The following is a 19,279-nucleotide window of genomic DNA, read 5'->3' as shown; positions in this document are numbered from 1 at the left end:
TCGGGGCTTTTTTTGGGCTTTGGGTAGTGGCGGCCTTTGGGCCGACCATGTTCTTGGGGTTTTGGGTGAATATCCGTTGCTGCGGGTGTTGCCGCTGGCGGTTTCGCCCTTACGGCGAGTCCCTTTGGCAAACGCCCCAAAGGAACCAAAGGTCTTTGCCCTGACGTTCGGCCCACTCGCTAAAGCTCGGGGTTCCTTCGCTGCGGGATTGATCCGGGCGCAGCGTCTCCGGTTTGCTTCGCTGCACCTACTCCCGCTGTGTTTGGCTTCGCCAAACGGTCGCTGCGCTCCCACGCCCGGATCAAGCCCTCCACTCAGCCTGCCGACGGGCCTTCAGATCAAGATCAAGAGCTGCAGCCGAGCTAACGCTCATCCTGTTGAGTGGTGAGGAGCAGAAGCAGCATGCGTTCTGCTGTTGCTCTTCTGTGTGCGAGCCTGCTCGCGAAGGCGGCCTGACAGCCGACCTGTTTTTTGCGGATGTACTCATTCCAATTGTAGGAGTGAGCCTGCTCGCGATAGCGGCCGGACAGCCGGCCTGTTTTTTGCGGATGTACTCATTCCAATTGTAGGAGCGAGCCTGCTCGCGATAGCGGTCTGCCAATCGACCCATTTCCCGCAGACCGGAGCTAATTCAGCCGGGCATCCGATCTCATCCGGCTCTTGGAAAACCATGATCCCGAGCTTTGACCGCCACATACAAAGTCAACACCAACAATCCAGCAACAATCCACGGGAATACCCCCACCCCGGGGTTTCCCAGCAACAAACCACCCACCAAGCCCCCTCCAGCTATCCCGACATTCCACAGGGTAACCAGCATCGATTGCGCCGTATCGGCAGCCTCTTTCGCCGTTTTCGCCGAGGCGGTTTGCAGCAGCGATGGCATGGCGCCAAACGCCAGTCCCCAGATGGCGGTAGCGATGTAAACGGTGCTCGGCGATTCGCGCCAGACGCCCAGCGCTATCGCGGACAGCATGAACAACCCGGCACTGATCAACACCAGTTCGCGCAGCCAGCGGTCAATCAGGCTGCCGACGATCCATAAGCTCAACACTGAAGCGAGGCCGAATGCCAGCAGCACGCGGTCGACATTGGCGTCCAGCCCGGACGGTTGCAGGAACGGCGCGATGTAGGTGTACAACAAGTTGTGCGCGACGACGTAGGTGAGGGTGACCAATAACACGGATCGCACGCCAGGCAAGGTCAATACCTGACGCAGTGGCAGGCGGTTTTCCACGCGTTCGCCGGCGAAATCCGGTACTTGCCAGCGTACCCAGATCACCAGCACAACGGTCAGCGCGGTCATGATGGCGAAGCTCAGACGCCAGCCGACCAGGGTGCCGAGCAGGGTGCCTGCGGGTATTCCGAGCGACAGCGCAAGCGGCGCGCCGAGCATGGCCACGGTAATGGCGCGACCTTGCAGGTGTGGGGCGACCATGCGGCTCGCGTATCCCGCCAGCAGTGCCCAAAGCAAACCGGCAAATACCCCGGCGATAAAGCGTGCGATCAGGGTCAGCCAGTACCACTCCGACAGGGCGGTGATGCTGTTGGCGATGGCAAAGCCGCCGATAGCGGACAGCAAAAGTGGTCTGCGGCGCCAGCCGCGGGTGGCGATTGTCAGGGGAATTGCAGCGAGTATCGAACCGATCGCGTACAGCGTGACCAATTGGCCGATCAGCGCCTGGGAAACGTTCAGGCTGCTGCTCATCTGCGGCAACAGGCCGGCAGGCATGGCTTCGGTCATGACCGTGATGAATCCGGCGGTGGCCAGTGCCAGTAGCGCGCCGAGGGGGAGTCGCTCGCGGCGGTCGACGGGGCGTTCAAGTGTGGGGCAATCGAGTTGTGTGTCGTTCATGAGCCGGCATCCATGTGCAGAGTTGACGAGGAGCACAGGGTAGGGCGCTGCACATCGGCGAAAAACGGGTTAAGGTTCCGAACATATCGGACACGGATGTCAGCAATGGGAGATTGGTATGGATAGCCTGGGCGGTATTTCGGTGTTTGTTCAGGTCGCCGAGACCCGCAGTTTTACCGAAGCTGGTCGGCTGCAAGGGGTGTCATCGTCGGCGGTGGGCAAAAGTATTGCGCGACTGGAAGCGCGACTGGGGGTGCGGCTGTTTCAACGCACCACCCGCAGTGTCACGCTGACCAGTGAAGGTGCGCTGTTTCTTGAGCGGTGTCGCAAGATCCTCGCGGAAGTCGAGGCGGCGGAGTTTGAGTTGTGTGACGCCGCTGCCAAACCTCATGGCAAGTTACGCATCAGCCTGCCGCAGGTGCATGGCCTGGTGATGCCGGTGATGAACGAGTTCATGGCGTTGTACCCGCAGATTGAACTGGATCTGGACTTGACTGATCGCATGGTCGATGTGGTTGAAGAAGGCTTCGACGCGGTGATCCGCACCGGCAAACCACGAGACTCCCGACTGATGGCGCGAGCGTTGGGCGAGTTTCATATGGTGCTGGTGGCCAGTCCGGCGTATCTGGAGCAGCGCGGGGAGCCGCAAAAGCCCGGCGATCTGGCGGCTCACGCGTGCCTTCGGCATACGTTTCATGCCACTGGCAAACTGGAAACCTGGCCGCTGATCCGCGTGGACGGCGCCGCAGAGGCGACGTTGCCGACACGGTTGGTCAGCACGTCGATTGAGGCGGTGAGCCACGCGGCGCTGGCCGGCATGGGCATTGCCTGTCTGCCGGATTTCATGACCCGGGAGGCCGAGGCTCAAGGGCGTTTGCGTCGCGTGCTTGATACGCATCTGGAACACACCGGACAGTTCTGGGTCCTATGGCCATCCAGTCGCCACGCCACGGCAAAGTTGCGCGTGTTCATCGATCATCTGGCATTGCGACTTTTTCCCGCAACTGAAGGTCGATAGAGTTGTAACTGCTTTAAGACACTAATCCATGCGCCGCCGGGGCGTGATCTGTTGCACAATACGCCCCGGACTGTTTTCTCTCAGGATGTTCAATGTTGATTTCCACTCCCATGCGTGTTGTCGGGTTGGCGCTGTTGTTGACCGCTGTTGCCGGCTGTTCGAAAGACAAGCCGATGTATGAGCATGAGAACTTCGATGACTCCGGTACGTTTTCGCGCAATTACCCGGTGACCGACGCGGTCAGTTGCGAAGCGGCGCGCCGTGCATTGCTTAGCCAGGGCTACATCATCACCAGCAGTGACCCGAAACTGGTCAGTGGCCACAAGAGCTTCCAGCAAACCGGCGACACCCACATGGAGATCAGCTTCAACGTGGTCTGCGCCGATGACGGCAGTGTCGGGCACCATGCGACGATGTTCGCCAACGCCTTGCAGGATCGTTATGCGCTGAAGAAGACCAACAACTCGGCCAGCCTCGGCGTGGGTGTGTTGGGCTCGGTGTCGATGCCGATCGGCTCGTCCGACGATTCGATGGTCAAAGTCGCCAGCGAGACGGTGACGGCACAGAAGTTCTACGAGCGTTTCTTTACCCTGGTCGAGCAGTTCCTGCCGACGGATGCGAAGAAAGCTGCGCACATTGAAGAGAAACCGAAGACTGACCTCGGCGTGCCTGAGGCGAAGCCTGCTCCGGCAGCGCTGGTGCCAGCGCCGACTCCAACGCCTGCGCCCGCCGCAACCCCGGCGCCTGCAGCGGAGCCCGCTCCCGCACCTGCCGAGACCGCACCCGTGACGTCTGAACCGGTTGCGCCACCGGCAGAGGCCGCGCCGATCACTCCGGCGCCGAGTGCAGAACCTGCACCGGCGACCGAAACCATCACGCCACCGGCCAACCCGGATATCCCCCCGCCATCCGAGCCGATTCCGGCGATGCCAGCGTCCGGCCAATAATCCAGCCTCACAGCAACCCCTGTGGGAGCGAGCTTGCTCGCGAAAGCGTCGGAACATTCAGCACGCATGTGACTGACTGGCCGCCTTCGCGAGCAAGCTCGCTCCCACAGTAGCTTTTGGGGTGGCTTAAAATCTCGTTACATTCCCCTGACAAAAATCCTGCGATAAATTCCTGACCACCTGCTACGTTTTATTCATGAAGGCCGGGTTTCACTTTTCCTTCATACGAGCACGTTAAGCTCGAGGCACTGGGCATTTGCGCAGGCCCATTCAAGAGAGCAGCAGGGGGATTACACGATGGATGAATATCAAGAAGAGCTGCTCGAATACCAGGCCTTTGAACTGGACCAACCCGAGCCAGCCGAAGACGCCACCGAGCTTTAACTTGCAGCTTATAGCTCGCAGCTGCTTTCAGGCCGTTTTGCGGTGACTGCGGCGGAATTCGCCGGGCGTCTGACCGCTCCAGCGTTTGAAGGCGCGCTGGAAGGCTTCGGCTGAGGCAAAACCCAGCAGGTAGGCGATTTCACCGAATGCCAGTTCGGTATCGCGGATGTAAGTCATCGCCAGGTCTCGGCGAGTGTCATTGAGGATTGCGCGAAACTGCGTGCCTTCCTCGGCCAGTTTGCGCCGCAACGTCCAGGTCGGCAGCTTCAGGCGTGCCGCCACTTCTTCCAGGTCGGGTTCCCGGCCACCATTGAGCAATGGCCCCAACAGTTGAGTGATGCGTTCGCGCAGGCTGCGGGTGCGAGTCAATTGCTCCAGCTCGCGTTCACACAGTTGCAGCAGATGCCGCCAGGTACTCGGGCAATGCTCGGGATTGCGCTGTGCGAGGCTGTTCAGGCTCAGGCGCAGTTGATTGCCCTCGGCACCGAACTGGATCGGGCAATCCCCCAGCAAGTCGTACGCCACGCGGTAATCCGGCTCATCGAATTCGATTTCAATGCGTTCGGCGCGCAGCGGTTCGCGGCTGACACTGGAGAGCTGATGCAGCCATCCGGCAATGATCGAGTCCACGACAAAACGGTTATAGGCGTTGTACGGGCTGATCGAATAGAAACGCAGCCACGCGCCATGGGCATCTTCATGGAAACTGGACTGACCGCGATAGTTGGAACCGTACAACGCCTCGAAACGGATCAGACAGCGCGCGGCTTCGCGCACGGTCGGCGCTTGTGCGGCGGTGACGCCGGCCAGCCCGGCCTGACTCAGGCGACTGAGCTGGCCCATGCGCAGGCCCAGCGCCGAATCGCCGGTCAACTGAATCGCCGCGTGGCCCAGGCGCATATAGCGCGGAATCGACAAACGCGCCCCGGCCTCGGCCAGTCGCGCGGCGTCCAGACCATATTGCTCCAGCAACGACTGCGGATCCGCCCCATGACTGCGCACGGCGTCGGCGAGGCTGTGAACAAAGCCCACCGACAGGTCCCCGAGGCGCATCGGCAGGGGCTTCATGGCTTACAACCAGATGTTCAACAAACGCGCGCCCCGGGCATCGCCATCGGCGAACTGCTGACCGTTGCTGCTGAGGAAACTCTGACCGGCACTGGCCTTGTCCCAGAACTGCCCGCGCAGGAACACACTGATGCCGGCAATCGCTCGACTGCTCGGTGGTTGCGCGGTCAGTGTCAGTCGATGCCAGGCTTGTCCTTCGGTGACTTCACCGGGTTTTAGGCTGACCGACCCCGGTGTGCTTGAACCTTTGTAACCGCGCCATGGCTGATTCCACGCACCTTGACCGAATACCTGCGCCGGTACCGCGACCAATTGTGCGTTTTGCTCGTCGAGTTTGCGGTAATTGTCGGGGTACCAACTGTCGCTACCAATCAATACGCCAAGGCGTCCGGCCGGGGTGTCGACCACGTTGAGCGCGTGTTTGTCTGCGCTTTCGAGCACTTCGCGCTGATCGAATACCGGGTGCATCTGCCGTTGCGGCTGGCCCAGCGGCACGCCATCGCGGCCGAACACCACGCTGCTGTTGAACAGGGCACCGCTACCGGGTTTGAGCTGGCCATCGCGAACGCTGGGTTCCGGTAACACGATCGAGCCGGCCACCAGGGTCACGTGAAATTCTTTGGCCAGACCACCGAACAGCGCCTGGTAATCCTTGGCCATCGCCTTGGCTTTCATCCGCAGATACGCGTCGTTGAGGCGGTCGCTGCCGTTGGCGCTGAGCCAGGCGCGGGCGAACAGCAAGGGATTGCTCGCCGCCAGCCAGTTCATCGCCTCGGCGAGGGTCGGGGCCTGATACAGCTCGTCTTTTTCGCCGCTGAGCAGCAGCCAGGTGCCGACGTTCTCCGGCAGCACCACGACGGTTTTATCGTTCAGCAGGCCTTGATCCTGGGCTTGCTGCAGATAGGCTGCGAGTTTGCGGTGCAAGCGCTCGGTGCTTTGATAATCGGTGGGAAACAGCTCGGGCTGGATGCCCAGCAGATTGCCACGATCGGCGGGGATGCCCTGATCGACCGCCACTTTAATGCGTAAGTCCGACAGGTAATGGCCCGCCGGCCGGTCCGCCGCCCACATGGCGTAGGTGGTCAGGGCGGCGACGAGGGCCATGGAGAAAAACAGGTACAAAAGTTTGCGCATGAAAACCAACAGCTACCGGGTACAGGGTATGGCGACTAGGGTAGGGCCCATGGAGCTGATTGCCAAGGGGCGCTGCGCATTTGGATCAATAAGTTGTCAGTTACGGTCATTGAGTGACAGCGATGCGACTCTTAGTCTGTCGAACATGACTGACGGGAGCCGCAGAGCGCCCGCAACTTTTCCGTGATTGCTCGTTGTGGAGTTACCGATGACCGCCGCTCATTACCCGCACCTGTTGGCCCCGCTGGACCTGGGATTCACCACGCTGCGCAACCGCACCTTGATGGGTTCGATGCACACCGGTTTGGAAGAAAAACCGGGCGGTTTCGAGCGCATGGCGGCGTACTTCGCCGAACGTGCCCGTGGCGGCGTTGGCCTGATGGTCACCGGTGGTATCGGCCCGAACGACGAGGGCGGCGTGTACTCCGGGGCGGCCAAGCTGACCACCGAGGAAGAAGCGCTCAAGCACCGCATCGTCACCCGCGCGGTGCACGACGCGGGCGGCAAGATTTGCATGCAGATCCTCCACGCCGGGCGTTATGCCTACAGCCCGAAACAAGTCGCGCCGAGCGCGATTCAGGCCCCGATCAACCCGTTCAAGCCCAAAGAACTGGACGAGGAAGGCATCGAGAAACAGATCAGCGATTTCGTCACCTGTTCGGTACTGGCGCAAACCGCCGAGTATGACGGTGTCGAGATCATGGGCTCGGAAGGTTATTTCATTAACCAGTTCCTCGCCGCACACACCAACCACCGCACCGACCGCTGGGGCGGCAGCTACGAAAACCGCATGCGCCTGCCGGTGGAAATCGTTCGTCGTGTGCGCGAGGCGGTAGGGCCGAACTTCATCATTATTTTCCGTCTGTCGATGCTCGACCTGGTCGAGGGCGGCAGCACCTGGGACGAGATCGTTACCCTGGCCAAAGCCATCGAGCAGGCCGGCGCAACCATCATCAACACCGGCATCGGCTGGCACGAAGCGCGGATCCCGACCATCGCCACCAAAGTGCCGCGTGCGGCATTCAGCAAGGTCACCGCCAAGCTGCGCGGTTCGGTGAAGATTCCGCTGATCACCACCAACCGTATCAACACCCCGGAAATCGCCGAGCAGATTCTGGCTGAAGGCGATGCCGATATGGTCTCGATGGCGCGGCCGTTCCTCGCCGACCCGGACTTCGTCAACAAGGCCGCTGAAGGCCGCGCTGACGAAATCAACACCTGTATCGGTTGCAACCAGGCGTGCCTCGATCACACCTTCGGCGGCAAGCTGACCAGTTGCCTGGTCAACCCGCGTGCCTGCCACGAAACCGAACTCAATTATCTGCCGGTGCAGCAGATCAAGAAAATCGCTGTGGTTGGCGCCGGCCCTGCCGGTTTGTCCGCCGCGACCGTGGCTGCCGAGCGTGGCCATCAAGTGACCCTGTTCGATTCGGCCAGCGAAATTGGCGGCCAGTTCAACATCGCCAAACGCGTGCCGGGCAAGGAAGAGTTCTTCGAAACCCTGCGTTACTTCAAACGCAAGTTGCAGACCACGAATGTCGAGGTGTGCCTGAACACCCGCGTCGATGTCGCGAAACTGGTGGAAGGCGGTTACGACGAGATCATCCTCGCCACTGGCATTGCACCGCGCGTGCCGGCAATTCCGGGTGTCGAGAATGCCAAGGTGCTGAGCTACCTGGACGTGATCCTTGAGCGCAAGCCGGTCGGTAAACGCGTGGCGGTGATCGGCGCCGGCGGTATCGGTTTTGACGTCTCGGAATTCCTCGTTCACCAAGGCGTGGCCACCAGCCAGGATCGCGCCGCGTTCTGGAAAGAGTGGGGCATCGATACGCAACTGGAGGCCCGTGGGGGTGTGGCCGGGATCAAAGCCGCACCGCACGCGCCGGCCCGCGAAGTGTTTCTGTTGCAGCGCAAGAAAACCAAGGTCGGTGATGGTCTGGGTAAAACCACTGGCTGGATTCACCGTACCGGTCTGAAGAACAAACAGGTGCAGATGCTCAACAGCGTTGAATACCTGAGCATCGATGACCAAGGCCTGCATATCCGCATCGGCGAAACCGGCGAGCCGCAAGTGCTGGCGGTGGACAACATCGTGATTTGCGCGGGGCAGGATCCGCTGCGTGAATTGCATGACGGTCTGGTGGAAGCGGGGCAGAACGTGCACCTGATCGGTGGTGCCGATGTCGCGGCCGAGCTGGATGCCAAACGCGCGATCAACCAAGGCTCGCGCCTCGCTGCTGAACTTTAAGCTCCACCGCTGAACCTGTGGGAGCGAGCCTGCTCGCGAAGGCATCGTGTCAGTCGACATATATATTGACTGACACTCCGCATTCGCGAGCAAGCTCGCTCCCACAGGATTTGTGCGCATCGTGAACCTTGTGAGCCTGCTCGCGATGGCTGCTTGTGAGCGATTAGAATGCTGGCTCTGTCCAGATCGAATCGCCGCTCATGCTTTTGCCTCCCACCGATTGGCTACCCCAAGCCCCTCTTGAACACCTTCACCTCGACTGGCTCGCAACCGCCGGCATTGAAGTGGCCATCCTGCGCCTCGACCAGATCGACCCGCTGATCAGCGGCAACAAATGGTTCAAACTCGTCGAACACCTCAAAGCCGCCGACCGTATGGGTGCCGAGGGCATCATCAGTCTCGGCGGTGCGCACTCCAATCATCTGCACGCGTTGGCGGCGACGGGGAAACGGCTGGGCTTCCAAACCGTGGGGCTGCTGCGCGGGCATGCGCAGGAAACTTCCACGGTGCTGGATCTGCAGGCGTTTGGCATGCAATTGCATTGGTTGGGTTATGGCGGTTATCGCGCGCGCAAGGAGCCGGGATTCTGGCAACCCTGGCACGAGCAATACCCCAATCTGCAAGCGGTTCCTGAGGGGGGAGGTGGACTTGCAGGGGCGCTCGGCTGTGCAGCCATCAAGGAACAGGCGCAAGCGCAATTGCCTGCGCTGGGCTGGAGCGACTTTCACGGTTGGTGGCTGGCCTGCGGCACCGGGACGACACTCGCCGGACTGGTCCTCGCCGAGGCGGGTGCGCACCGGGTCTATGGCGCGTTGGCAGTCCCTGAGGATCACGGCGTGGCGCCGCAGGTCGAGTCGATTATGCGGTCAGCCGGACTGGCCACTGCCGACTATGAGTTGATCGATGCCAGCCGTGGCGGTTTTGCCAAGGTCGATCCGCTGCTGCTCGCGTTCATTGAGCAGACCGAGCAGGCCAGCGGCGTCCCACTGGAGCCGCTGTACACCGGCAAGGCGTTGCTGGCGCTCAAGCAGCAGGTGGAGGCAGGCAGGTTCGCGCCCGGCACGCGGCTGATCTTCATTCATACCGGAGGCTTGCAGGGCCGGCGTGGGTTTAGCGTCAGCCGCTGATATTCAGCCGCGCTTGGGCATCATCCGCAGCAGCGTGTTATCGCCCACCACATAGTGGTGATAAATCCCCGCCAGTGCATGCAGGCCGATCAACCAGTAACCGATCGTGGCGATCAGCACATGCCAGTGTTCGACCTGCTTGGCGAAGGCTTTGTTTTCCGCCACCAATAGCGGTAGGTCAAAGCCATAGAACATCACCTGATGTCCTTCGGCGCTGGTGATCAGCCAGCCCAGGATCGGCATGCTGATCATGAACAGGTACAAAGCCCAGTGCATCAGCCGCGCCAGCACGGTTTGCCATTGTGGTGAGGCGGGGAAGATTTTCGGCGCCGGACCAATGCTGCGCGCGAGCAGGCGAAACCAGACCAGCACAAACACGGTCAGGCCGAGCATGTAGTGCACTTCGCGGATCAGCGTGCGCCCGCCACTGCCTTTGGGAAACAGGCCGCGCAACTCCATGCTGGCGTACACCAGCACCAACAGGACCAGCATCAGCCAGTGCAACAGGACCGAGACGGTGCTGTAGCGGGATTCGGAACTTGTCCACGGCATACGGTGTTTCCTCACAGATCAGGGTTCAAACCTGCCGTTCTTGGCCGACGGCATGCTTTAACTGTAATCCGCTTTGGCGGATTTGCCTGAGGCTGATCGGACTTTCAGCGCTCTGAATCGGGGCTTTGCCAATAAAAAACGCCAGTGTCGGCAAGACACTGGCGTTTTTCTTTGCAGCAAGCGGCAGGAATCAGCTCGATTGCGGCATCTCACCGTTGGCCAGACGCTTGTTGATGTCGGCGATGACTTCCGGCAAATCGGTAATGGTGTCGATCATGTAATGCGGGCGCGAGCCTTCGAACAGCGCGTGAATGCGTTTGCGCTCGCTGGCCAGTTCATCGCTGCCCAAGGCGCGGAAACCGGCGTAATCCAGACCCAGTGCGTTGCCTGAGCAGATCAGCGCCACGGTCCACATCCCGGCGCGGCGGCCTTCGAGAATGCCCGGCACGGTGTCATCGATCTTCACGCACGCTGCGACATCGTCGATGCCCAGCGCGATCACGTTGGCCAGCGCCTGAGCCGGCCACGGACGGCCATTTGGCACTTCGTCGGTGGCAACCACATGGTCAGCGACGTAGCCGTTGGTGGCGGCCAGTTCGACGACCTTGTCCATCACCTGCTTCGGGTAGCCGGAACAGGAGCCGATCTTGATGCCTTGCTGACGCAGATTGGCGATGGTTTCCAGTGCGCCGGGAATCAGCGCCGAGTGTTCGGCGATCTTCTCGATCTGCAGCGGCATGAAGCGGTTGTAGATGGCGGTGACGTCATCGTCGGTCGGCGTGCGGCCGAACGCCTTGCGATAACGCTCGGCCACTTGCGGCTGATCGCAGAGGGTGCGGATGTGGTCCCACTTGCCCATGCCCATCGGGCCACGCGCTTCTTCGATGGAGACCTGCACGTCGAATTCGGCGAAGGCCTCGACGAAAATCTGCGTGGGTGCGAACGAGCCGAAATCGACCACGGTGCCGGCCCAGTCGAGGATCGCGGCTTGCAGTTTGTTTGGGTTGACGTAGTTCATGTTGATCAAATTCCTGAGTTGGCAATGCAATTCAAATGTAGGAGTGAGCCTGCTCGCGATAGCGGTTGATCATTCAACATCTTCGTCGACTGACACGGCCTCATCGCGAGCAGGCTCACTCCTACAGGGGATTGGTGGTGTTCTTAGATTTCGAGGACTTCCATCTCGCGCAGCACTTCGCCGATCGCTGCAACGGCCTGGCGCATTTCGCCCGGGCTGACGTGACCGATGCAGCCGACACGGAAGGTTTCGACCTGAGTCAATTTGCCCGGATAAAGGATGTAACCCTTGGCCTTCACGCGTTCGTAGAAATCCTTGAACTGGTAGCGCGGATCTTGCGGCGCATGGAACGTGGCGATGATCGGCGCTTGAATCGCCGCTGGCAGGAAGCTGCGCAAACCGAGTTTGCCCATCTCGTCCATCAGCGCCTGGCAGTTGGCGGCATAACGCGCATGGCGTGCCGGCAGGCCACCTTCTTCGTTGTATTGCAGCAGCGCTTCGTGCAGCGCCGCGACCACGTGAGTCGGCGGGGTGAAGCGCCATTGACCGGTTTTCATCATGTAAGCGTGCTGGTCGTACAGGTCCATCGCCAGCGAGTGCGAATTGCCAGCGGCTGCGGCCAAAGACTCTTTGCGAGCGAAGACAAAACCCATCCCCGGCACGCCTTCCAGGCATTTGCCGGAAGCGGCGATCAGTGCGTCGAACGGCACTTTCTGCGCGTCCACCGGCAGTGCGCCAAAGGAACTCATGGCGTCGATGATCAAGCGTTTGCCGTGTTGCGCGACGACCTGGGCAATCTCCGGCAGCGGATTGAGAATCCCGGTGCTGGTTTCGCAGTGGATCAGGGCGACGTGGGTAATATTGCTGTCGGCGCGCAGCAAGCGGTCGACGTCGGCGGCGGTGGTCGGTTCATCTTCAGCGGTTTCGAAGGTGCTGAATGAGCGACCGAGCACTTCGCAAATCTTCGCCAGACGCTTGCCGTAGGCGCCGTTGATCAGCACCAGGACTTTGCCGTCACGCGGCACCAATGTGCCGATGGCCGCTTCAACAGCGAAGGTGCCGCTGCCCTGTAAGGGTACGCAGTGGTGAGTCGCGGCGCCGTTGAGGATCGCCAGCAGTTGTTCGCAAAGGCTGGCGGTCAGTTGATTGAAGCGGTCATCCCATGACCCCCAGTCGACCATCATCGCCTGGCGGGTGCGGGCCGAAGTGGTCAACGGGCCGGGAGTGAGCAGGATGGGTTCGGCAATACTCATTCGTGTGTCCTCGGATAGCGCTGTGGGATGAAGCTACGGGGCATACGTTGCAATTCGCCGTTGCATCAATCAAATTGTTTGTTGTTATGCCAGCCATCAGTGAGAGTTATTCATGAACCTGTTCCAGCTCCGCGCCTTCGACGCCGTGGCCCGTGAAGGCAGCTTCACCCGTGCCGCCGCGCGCTTGTTCATCAGTCAGCCGGCGGTTACCGGGCACATCAAGGCGCTGGAAGAGCACTACCAGATCACCCTGTTGCGGCGCACCGCGCGACGGGTGGAACTGACCGAGGAGGGCACCAAACTCGCGGCGATTACCCGCGCGATGTTTGGCCTCGCGGAAGAGGCGCAGACGATGCTTGAGGCCAATCGACAGTTGCTGACCGGGCGGCTGGAAGTGGCGGCGGACGGGCCGCATATGGTCATGCCAATGTTGGCGAGCCTGCGCGCGCGGTATCCGGGAATTACGGTGAACCTGCGCTTGGGCAATGCTCAGGAAACCCTCGCTGCATTGTTGTCGGAACACGCGGATGTGGCGGTGTTGACCGAGGTCGAGCCGCGCAAAGGCCTGCATCTGCAAGCGTTGAGCGAATCACGGATCTGCGCGTTGGTGCCGGCAGGGCACCCGTGGGCGATGCGCGCCGGGGAAGTGAAACTCAAGGAACTGGATCAGGTGATCATGGTGCTCCGTGAGCCGAGTTCGATCACCCGGCGTACATTTGATGACGCCTGTGCGCAGGCGTCGATCCATCCGCGCGTGTTGCTGGAACTGGACAGCCGTGAGGCGGTGACTGAAGCCGTCGCCGCTGAGTTGGGCGTTGGCGTGGTGTCATCGGTGGAGGTCAGCCATGACCCGAGGGTGGTGGCGATTCCGATTGTCGGGGCAGGGCTGGTCAATCGGCACATGATCGGCTGCATGGAGCGGCGGCGGGAGTTGCGCTTGATACAGGCGTTCTTTGGCCTAGCGCCGACCTGATACACCGTGGCGCTCCCTTCGCGAGCAGGCTCGCTCCCACATTTGGAATGCGTAACCCCTGTGGGAGCGAGCTTGCTCGCGAAGGGGCCATCACGGTTCACACAAGACTCTGGCGCACCATATCGAGAAAGGTCGCCACCACCCGTCGATTGCTTTGCTCGCGCAAGCACACCAGCGTCTCCGTCAACCGTCGGGTGCAGTCGACAATCGGCAACGCGCACACCCGCGAGTCCGCACCAAATTCCGCCGCCGACACCACGCCAACGCCAATCCCGACCACCACCGCCTCACGCGCTGCTTCCCGGCCCTCAACCTGAATCGCCGGACGAATGCGAAACCCCGCGCGGGCCATTTCCTCTTCCAGCGTCTGCCGGGTTACCGAACCGTGCTCACGCAACACCAGCGGCGTGTCATCCAGGTCTGCCAGGCAGATCGATTCCCGCTCGGCCCACGGATGATGGCGCGACACGAACGCGACCATCGGATCATTGCGCAGCGGCACGCACAGCAAGCGTTCATCACTGACATCGCGGCCAAGCAACGCCAGATCGGCCTGATAGTTGAACAGGCGAAATAACGATTCATCGGTGTTGCCGGTCTCGATCTTCACGCTGATTCCCGGATAGCGCTCGCAGAAGCGCGCGATCTGCGGCAGCACGTGGACCGGCGCATCCACTGCCAGAATCAGGCTGCCGGTCTGCAAGGCCTGGGATTCCTGCAACAGTTCCTGTGCTTCGGCTTCAATCACAAACAGGCGCTGGGTGATCGCCAGCAAGCGTTCGCCCAGGTCAGTCAGGCGTACGGAACGTTTATTGCGGTGAAACAGCAAAACGCCAAAACGCTCTTCGAGTTTGCGCACTTGGTCGGATATCGCCGGTTGCGTGAGAAAAAGGCGCTCGGCGGCTTTGGTGAAGCTTCCATGCACAGCCACGGCGTGGAAGGCTTTGAGTTGGGCGTGGGACACCGACATGCAGTCACCTGATCGTTTAGTCAGTAACAAGCTGAGCTTATGTGTGAAATACGATAAATCGATTTTATTTATTAAACAGTAATTGCTTTGATCGGCTCACGCCATCGTTGACGACCCGCTCGGGCCGCACGGTAGCCATGAGCCTGTGCGTGCAACAACAGGACTCATCTGACCGATATCGCCACAGGGACGAGGTGATATCGCAGTGCTCAACAATAAAAACACAGGCGTTTTTCTTAACGATTCTGCCGGCACACTCACACCCTGAGGTCAGAACCACCATGAACAAGCACATCGGCACCATTGCGCGTTGGCGCGTGCAGATTTTCGCGATTACCTGGCTTGCGTACGCCGCTTTCTATTTCACCCGCAAAGCGTTTTCGGTGGCCAAACTCGGCATCGCCGAAGACCCGACCTTCATGCTCGACAAGATGGCCATGGCCAACCTCGATGCGATCTATCTGGCGGCTTATGCCCTCGGCCAGTTCACTTGGGGCATGCTCGCTGACCGCTTTGGCCCACGGGTCGTGGTGCTCGGCGGTTTGCTGATTTCCGCCGCAGCGGCGCTGGTGATGGGCAGTTACGCGACGTTGCCAATCTTCGCCACCTGCATGTTGATTCAGGGTTTGGCGCAGTCCACTGGATGGTCGGGATTGTGCAAAAACCTCGGCAGTTTTTTCCCCTCCCAACAACGCGGACGGGTGCTCGGGTTATGGAGTTCCTGCTACGCGTTTGGTGGTCTGGTAGCGTCGCCGTTCGCCGGCTGGTGGGCCTATACGCTGGTGGGCACCTGGCACGCGGCGTTCATTTCCAGTGCGGTGGTGGTCGCCGTGGTGGCGGTGTTGTTCTTTATCTTCCAGCGCAACAAGCCGGAAGACGTCGGCTTGCCGGCGGTCGAGCCGGAACCTGAATTGACGGCGGAAGAAACCGAAACCAACAGCAAACTCAGCGTCTGGGAGCCCTTGAAGGAAATCCTGCGTAACCGCACGGTGCTGGTATTGGGCCTGGCGTATTTCATGTTGAAACCGGCGCGTTACGCGATTCTGTTGTGGGGCCCGGTGATTGTCTTTGAACAGATGCCGAGTGTCGGCAAGGTCGGCGCGGCGATCATTCCCACTTCGTTTGAACTGGCCGGGTTGCTCGGGCCGATCCTGATTGGCCTGGCCTCGGACAAACTGTTCGGTGCCCGGCGCATGCCGGCCTGCGTGTTGAGCCTGCTGGCGCTGACCGTGACGCTGGCGCTGTTTATGGCCGCGTTGCATACCGGCAGTGTGTTGCTGGTGGTCGCGCTGCTGTTCGTCATGGGCCTGACTTTGTATGGCCCGGACTCGATGATCAGCGGTGCCGCCGCGATCGACTTCGGCAAAGCCAAGGCCGGCGCCACGGCGGCCGGTTTCGTCAACGGCTGCGGCTCGGTTGGTGCGGTACTTGGCGGTTTGCTGCCGGGTTACTTCGACTCGGTGACGGTGTTCATCGTCTTCGCCGGTTGCGCGCTGTTCTCGGCGCTGGTGCTGATTCCGCACTGGAACAGCCGCCCGGTTGGCGTGATGGAACCGCGCGCCTCTATCCCCAATTGCCCGCTGACGATCAAACCCCTGCGTTTCTGAAACCCTTGCCTCGTGGCCTGCTGCGACGCTCGCGGCAGGCTGGGTCGTGGCCATCTGACTTGGAGAAACCCCATGAGACCGTTTTGGCTGGAGCAGGCCTTGCAGGCCGACACCTCGCAAACCTGCCCGCCGTTGCAAGGCCAAGTCCGCGCCGATGTGTGCATCGTCGGCGGCGGGTACACCGGGTTGTGGACAGCGATCATGCTCAAGCAACAAAACCCCGAACTCGATGTCTTGCTGATCGAAGCGGACATCTGCGGCGCCGGCGCCAGCGGGCGCAACGGTGGTTGTGCGCTGTCGTGGTCGGCGAAGTATTTCACCCTTGAACGCTTGTTTGGCGTCGAGGAAGCGGTGCGCCTGGTCAAGGAATCGGAGCGCAGTATCCACGCGATCGGCGAGTTCTGTGAGCAGTACGGCGTCGATGCCGATTATCGGCTCGACGGCACGCTGTACACCGCGACCAACCGCGCGCAAGTCGGCTCGACCGATGCGGTAATCGCTGCACTCGAGCGCAATGGCATCAACTCATTCACCCAGCGTCCAGTAGCCGATGTGCAGCGCATGGCCGGTTCGAGCAAGCATCTGGAAGGCTGGTTCTCGCCGGCAGCGGCCAGCGTGCAACCGGGCAAACTGGTGCGTGGCTTGCGTCGCGTGGCGTTGCAGTTGGGTGTGAAAATTCACGAAAACACGGCAATGACCGGGCTGGAAGAAGGACGCCCGGCACGCCTGCAAACACCGAACGGCAGCATTGTTGCCGATCGCGTGGTGCTGGCGATGAATGCGTGGATGGCCCGTGCCTTTCCACAGTTCGAACGCAGCGTGGCGATTGTTTCCAGCGACATGCTGATCACCGAGCCGCGCCCGGATCTGTTGCAGGAGATCGGCCTGACCAGCGGGGTCACTGTGCTCGATTCGCGGATTTTCGTGCACTACTACCACAACACCCCGGACGGCCGGATCATGCTCGGCAAGGGTGGCAACACCTTCGCGTTTGGCGGGCGCATGCTGCCGGTGTTCGATCAGCCATCGCCTTATGCCGGCCTGCTGAAAAACAGCCTCGCCGACTTCTTCCCGGCGTTTGCCGATGTCAAAGTCGATGCCACCTGGAACGGCCCGTCGGATCGCTCGGTCACCGGTTTGCCGTTCTTCGGCCAGATGAGCAGCGCCGGCAATGTGTTTTACGGCTTCGGCTATTCTGGCAGCGGCGTCGGCCCGTGCCACATGGGCGGACAGATTCTTGCTTCGTTGGTGCAGGGCCTGGACAACCCGTGGACCCGTTCGCCGCTGGTCAACGGGCCGCTGGGTTATTTCCCGCCGGAGCCAATCCGCTACCTCGGTTCGTTGATGGTGCGCAACGCCATCCGCCGCAAGGAGCGCGCCGAAGATCACGGGCGGCGTCCTCGGCATCTGGATGTGCGTCTGGCGAAATTCGCTGCGGCGGCGGGCAAGGCTGACAAAGCCTGAAGCACGGCGTGTTGATCTAGGGGCTGCCGCAGGCTGCGATCTTTCGATCTTGTTTTTAAGATCAAAATCAAAAGATCGCAGCCTGCGGCAACTCTTACGAAGGGATCAGCGTGCGCCGCTGTCGAGTAGCCAGTCGAGCAATAGGCTGTCACGTGCGGGTGGTTCGCGAGGTGTGGGCTTGCGTGAGTTGCCCAGACACAGAATCGGCCGGTCGGGGTCGCTGTCAAGGAAACTCACCCACACTTCGCTGCCAGCGCAGGGCAGTTCCTCCCGTGCCACTCGGCCATTGGCGCGAGTCATCGCGATGGGCAGCCAGATCGCCTCGTCATCAAGGGTTTGCAGATGTTCCGAGGGCCACAGCCTGACGGCGACCCGACCCTCTTCATCGAGCTGCGCCGGTTGCCCGGCTGGTCCCAGCACCAGCGCCAGGTGATAACCGGCAATGCCTGGACGCGGTTGGTTGAGCGCCGGGCGAAAATCGCTTGACCAGGGCTGGGCGGTAAAATCGTTTTCGTAGCGGTGCAAGGGTGGGGTCGGGTCAAGAATCGACGGATGTTGCCCGTGATGACGTATCGATGTGAGCCGCCATTGTTCGTTGAAGTGGCTGACCGGATGCGCCGACACTTGCAGCAGTTGTCCACTTAGCAAGCCGATCCGGTCGCTGCGGCCATTGATCGTGCGATGCTGGCAGCGTTGCCGTTCCAGATGTCGACGGCTGCGTTGTTCGTGGTGTCGTTGTTCGAGGGAAGATGCCTGCGGCAGGGGATTTGCCGTGATGTGGTTGGCGGCCTCGTCGCTGATCGCCCGCTGCCCTCGGTTACGCACGGCATGCAGCGTGGCGACGGGCGCGGCGTGATGATGCTGGTACAGCGAAGTGATACAGGGTGAAGGCGTTTGCTCACAGGCCTTGAACGGAACCAGTACCGGCGTTTGCGGCAGACTGAGGCTGTCATCGGCAAACACGACCACGTGTCCGTCCATCCGGTGTTCAAAGTGATAGTGAATGCCTTCCTCTTCGCAAAGTCTGTGCAGCAGCGCCAGATCACTTTCTTCGTACTGGATGCAAAAAGGCCGGATCGGGTAGCGGCCGACGGTCATTTCAATCCGGTAGCCGTCGGCGGGCAGGGCGTTTTCCGTGAGCAACTGCTGGAGAATCTGCGGCACACTCTGTTGCACGAACACTCGCCGTTTGCTCGGCTGAGCCAGCCTGTGCAAGCGCGGCACGACCGTCACGCGATAGCCGATCCGGTGCGTACCGCGATGTTCGCAACTGGCACTGTCGATCACGCCGTGGATTCCATGATGGTCGTCCAGACGCAGAAAGGCCCGTTGGTGCAGGAATGTGCCCGGCGTCACGGCGGGGGCCAAACCGATCAGTTCGATGTCGAAACGGTAGGGCTGGTTGAGCGCTTCCTCGCCGTGAAAACGCACCACCGGCAGGCACAGACCGCTGTCGGTCAGGGTCAGGGTAAAAGGACTTTCCTTGTCATTGAGCATTCGAACAGGCTCTGTCAGGCAATACGGGCCTGAGAGGGTACGAAACCGCAGCGTTGAATGGTCATGTCAAAGGCGTTTTTCAGAATTCCCCTACAAGCTCTGGTGAAGATGTCGATTCCACATTGCGTTTTTTTGGTCGATTGCCGACTTTAGGCCGTATAAAC

At 60.9% G+C, this 19,279-nt stretch carries 15 protein-coding genes and 1 pseudogene; 8 read left to right on the top strand and 8 right to left on the bottom strand.

Going from position 1 to position 19,279, the window contains the following annotated elements; translation table 11 throughout:
• Positions 1-649 precede the first annotated feature (649 nt).
• On the bottom strand, positions 650-1,855 hold the full coding sequence (locus tag AB4N74_RS13535; protein ID WP_257355583.1) for an MFS transporter: 1,206 nt from the start codon (positions 1,853-1,855) through the stop codon (positions 650-652).
• Positions 1,856-1,973: 118 nt separating this feature from the next.
• On the opposite strand from AB4N74_RS13535, the gene AB4N74_RS13530 reads away from it, so the two are divergent.
• Together AB4N74_RS13530 and AB4N74_RS13525 are read left to right on the top strand one after the other, a co-directional pair.
• Positions 1,974-2,873 carry a LysR family transcriptional regulator gene (locus AB4N74_RS13530; RefSeq protein WP_257355582.1) on the top strand — a complete coding sequence of 300 codons (900 nt, stop codon included), beginning with the start codon at positions 1,974-1,976 and terminating at the stop codon, positions 2,871-2,873.
• A 92-nt stretch (positions 2,874-2,965) separates the two neighbouring features.
• Positions 2,966-3,820: a DUF2242 domain-containing protein gene (locus AB4N74_RS13525; RefSeq protein WP_099756694.1), complete on the top strand. Its 855-nt coding sequence runs from the start codon at positions 2,966-2,968 to the stop codon at positions 3,818-3,820.
• Positions 3,821-4,231: 411 nt separating this feature from the next.
• On the opposite strand, the gene AB4N74_RS13520 is transcribed toward AB4N74_RS13525, so the two are convergent.
• Complete coding sequence (locus AB4N74_RS13520; RefSeq protein WP_099756693.1) at positions 4,232-5,272, bottom strand: AraC family transcriptional regulator; 1,041 nt, start codon at positions 5,270-5,272, stop codon at positions 4,232-4,234.
• Positions 5,273-5,275: 3 nt separating this feature from the next.
• A complete protein-coding gene (locus tag AB4N74_RS13515; protein WP_460100728.1) occupies positions 5,276-6,406 on the bottom strand; it encodes a carbon-nitrogen hydrolase family protein in 1,131 nt (376 codons plus the stop codon).
• Positions 6,407-6,614: 208 nt separating this feature from the next.
• Between AB4N74_RS13515 and AB4N74_RS13510 the strand changes: the two genes are divergently transcribed.
• From AB4N74_RS13510 to AB4N74_RS13500, 3 genes and pseudogenes are all read left to right on the top strand, one after another.
• Positions 6,615-8,654: an NADPH-dependent 2,4-dienoyl-CoA reductase gene (locus AB4N74_RS13510; protein ID WP_093434064.1), complete on the top strand. Its 2,040-nt coding sequence runs from the start codon at positions 6,615-6,617 to the stop codon at positions 8,652-8,654.
• 17 nt (positions 8,655-8,671) lie between these two features.
• Positions 8,672-8,761, top strand: a pseudogene (locus AB4N74_RS13505) (metal ABC transporter ATP-binding protein); the annotation flags it as partial.
• A 93-nt stretch (positions 8,762-8,854) separates the two neighbouring features.
• Positions 8,855-9,781, top strand: coding sequence for a 1-aminocyclopropane-1-carboxylate deaminase/D-cysteine desulfhydrase (locus tag AB4N74_RS13500; protein WP_460100725.1), 927 nt, complete (start codon positions 8,855-8,857; stop codon positions 9,779-9,781).
• Between the two features lie 3 nt (positions 9,782-9,784).
• On the opposite strand, the gene AB4N74_RS13495 is transcribed toward AB4N74_RS13500, so the two are convergent.
• The 3 genes from AB4N74_RS13495 to AB4N74_RS13485 form a co-directional block, all read right to left on the bottom strand.
• Positions 9,785-10,333: a cytochrome b gene (locus AB4N74_RS13495; RefSeq protein WP_093434069.1), complete on the bottom strand. Its 549-nt coding sequence runs from the start codon at positions 10,331-10,333 to the stop codon at positions 9,785-9,787.
• A 190-nt stretch (positions 10,334-10,523) separates the two neighbouring features.
• Positions 10,524-11,351, bottom strand: a complete 828-nt coding sequence (gene phnX / locus AB4N74_RS13490) for a phosphonoacetaldehyde hydrolase (protein WP_093434071.1) — start codon at positions 11,349-11,351, stop codon at positions 10,524-10,526.
• Between the two features lie 143 nt (positions 11,352-11,494).
• Positions 11,495-12,604 (bottom strand): 2-aminoethylphosphonate--pyruvate transaminase, encoded by a 1,110-nt coding sequence (locus AB4N74_RS13485; protein ID WP_099756690.1) that lies wholly within the window; start codon positions 12,602-12,604, stop codon positions 11,495-11,497.
• Positions 12,605-12,716: 112 nt separating this feature from the next.
• Here AB4N74_RS13485 and AB4N74_RS13480 point away from each other — a divergent pair, with 112 nt between their 5' ends.
• The gene (locus AB4N74_RS13480; protein ID WP_460100721.1) at positions 12,717-13,577 is read left to right on the top strand and encodes a LysR substrate-binding domain-containing protein; all 861 of its coding nucleotides are present in this window, start codon (positions 12,717-12,719) and stop codon (positions 13,575-13,577) included.
• A gap of 97 nt (positions 13,578-13,674) precedes the next feature.
• Here the strand turns inward: AB4N74_RS13480 and AB4N74_RS13475 are convergent, their stop codons facing one another.
• Complete coding sequence (locus tag AB4N74_RS13475) at positions 13,675-14,547, bottom strand: LysR family transcriptional regulator (protein ID WP_093434080.1); 873 nt, start codon at positions 14,545-14,547, stop codon at positions 13,675-13,677.
• 281 nt (positions 14,548-14,828) lie between these two features.
• On the opposite strand from AB4N74_RS13475, the gene AB4N74_RS13470 reads away from it, so the two are divergent.
• Both AB4N74_RS13470 and AB4N74_RS13465 read left to right on the top strand, forming a co-directional pair.
• A complete protein-coding gene (locus AB4N74_RS13470; protein ID WP_460100718.1) occupies positions 14,829-16,154 on the top strand; it encodes an MFS transporter in 1,326 nt (441 codons plus the stop codon).
• A 72-nt stretch (positions 16,155-16,226) separates the two neighbouring features.
• The gene (locus AB4N74_RS13465) at positions 16,227-17,618 is read left to right on the top strand and encodes an FAD-dependent oxidoreductase (RefSeq protein WP_460100716.1); all 1,392 of its coding nucleotides are present in this window, start codon (positions 16,227-16,229) and stop codon (positions 17,616-17,618) included.
• Positions 17,619-17,723: 105 nt separating this feature from the next.
• On the opposite strand, the gene AB4N74_RS13460 is transcribed toward AB4N74_RS13465, so the two are convergent.
• Positions 17,724-19,115 (bottom strand): type VI secretion system Vgr family protein, encoded by a 1,392-nt coding sequence (locus AB4N74_RS13460; protein WP_460100713.1) that lies wholly within the window; start codon positions 19,113-19,115, stop codon positions 17,724-17,726.
• Positions 19,116-19,279: the final 164 nt, after the last annotated feature.

The organism is Pseudomonas sp. H3_C08 (assembly GCF_054669455.1).
This window is presented reverse-complemented; position numbering and strand designations above follow the sequence as displayed.